Below are 2184 nucleotides of genomic sequence, written 5' to 3'. Positions count from 1 at the left end.
GGAAGACACGCCGACCATCATCAAGGTCTTAGGTAACGACACGTTCGAAGGCGACGATAAAGTGGTGTCGCTGGATACCAATAACGGTCCAGCGAACGGCACGGTCTCGGTCAATCCTGATGGCAGCGTCACTTACACGCCAAATGACAACTTCCACGGGGCAGACAGCTTTACCTACATCGTTACCTCCGGTGGCGTCAGTGAGTCCACCACGGTGAACGTCGATGTCACACCAGTGAACGATGCGCCAGTGGCAAAAGATGACGCGGCAACAACACAAGAAGATACCGCTGTCACGATTGATGTCCTACCAAACGATACTGACATCGATGGTGATGCATTACGTATTGACTCGGCATCTGTGCCGAGTGACCAAGGGACAGTTGAAATTGTTGATGGCAAACTGGTGTTCACGCCAGCTGAGAACTTCCATGGTGACGCTGAAATCACTTACACCGTCACGGATGGTGCGCTGACTGACCAAGCGACGGTTAACGTCACCGTGAATGCGGTGAACGACGCGCCTGTGGTTGAGAGCAACATCGCAGATCAAACCTTGGCAGAAGACTTTACGCCATACAGCATCAATCTGAATACCGCTTTCAGCGATGTGGATAATGTTGATGGCGAGCTGAGCTTCAGCGTTTCTGGTAATAGCAACATTCAAGTGGCGATCGTCAATGGTATTGCTACGTTCACTCCAACCGCAGACTGGAACGGCTCAGAAGCGTTAACGTTTACGGCTACCGATCCAAGCGGCGAAAGCGTAAGCCAAACGGTGAACTTCACAGTGGCGCCTGTGGCAGATATTGAATCTGACCGCGCGACGGTTGTGGAAGACACACCAACCATCATTAAGGTTTTAGGTAACGACACGTTCGAAGGCAACGGCAAAGTGGTGTCGCTGGATACCAACAATGGACCAGCGAACGGCACGGTCTCGGTCAACCCGGATGGCAGCGTAACCTACACGCCAAACGACAACTTCCACGGGGCAGACAGCTTTACCTACATCGTTACCTCCGGTGGCGTCAGTGAGTCCACCACGGTGAACGTCGATGTCACACCAGTGAACGATGCGCCAGTGGCAAAAGATGACGCGGCAACAACACAAGAAGATACCGCTGTCACGATTGATGTCCTACCAAACGATACTGATATCGATGGCGATACGCTGTCTATCCAATCGGCGTCTGTACCTGAAGCACAAGGTAAAGTCGAAATTGTTGACGGCAAATTGGTGTTCACACCAGCCGAGAACTTCCATGGTGACGCCCAAATCACTTACACCGTTACGGATGGTGCACTGACTGACCAAGCGACGGTCAACGTCACCGTGAATGCGGTGAACGACACGCCTGTGGTTGAAAGCAGCATCGCAGACCAAACCTTGGCAGAAGACTTTACGCCATACATCATCGATCTAAATACTGCCTTCAGTGATGTGGATAACGCCGATGGTGAGTTAACGTTTAGTGTCTCTGGCAATAGCAACATTCAAGTGGCGATCGTCAATGGTATTGCTACGTTCACTCCAACGGCAGACTGGAACGGCTCTGAAGCGCTGACCTTTACTGCCGCCGATCCAAGCGGCGAGAGCGTTAGCCAAACGGTGAACTTCACGGTAGCGCCTGTGGCAGATATTGAATCTGACCGCGCGACGGTTGTGGAAGACACACCAACCATCATTAAGGTTTTAGGTAACGACACGTTTGAAGGCGACGACAAAGTGGTGTCGCTCGATACCAATAACGGTCCAGCCAACGGCACGGTCTCGGTCAACCCGGACGGCAGCGTCACTTACACGCCAAACGACAACTACCACGGGGCAGACAGCTTTACCTACATCGTTACCTCCGGTGGGGTATCGGAGTCCACCACGGTGAACGTCGATGTCACACCAGTCAATGACGCGCCAGTGGCAAAAGATGACATCGCTGTTACTGACGAAGACACGCCAGTGACGATTGATGTCCTGCCAAACGATACTGACATCGATGGTGATACGCTGTCTATCCAATCGGCGTCTGTACCTGAAGCACAAGGCACAGTCGAGATTGTTGACGGCAAACTGGTGTTCACACCAGCTGAGAACTTCAATGGCGACGCTGAAATCACTTACACCGTCACCGATGGTGCGCTGACTGACCAAGCGACGGTCAACGTCACCGTGAATGCGGTGAA

Annotated in this window: 1 protein-coding gene; it reads left to right on the top strand. The window is 52.5% G+C overall.

Features of this window, described 5'->3' with window-relative positions; genetic code table 11:
- Positions 1 to 2184: tandem-95 repeat protein (locus R7Q48_RS23895; RefSeq protein WP_318132551.1), on the top strand; the 2184-nt coding region annotated here is incomplete at both ends.

The organism is Vibrio sp. 378, assembly GCF_033339435.1.
This window is presented reverse-complemented; position numbering and strand designations above follow the sequence as displayed.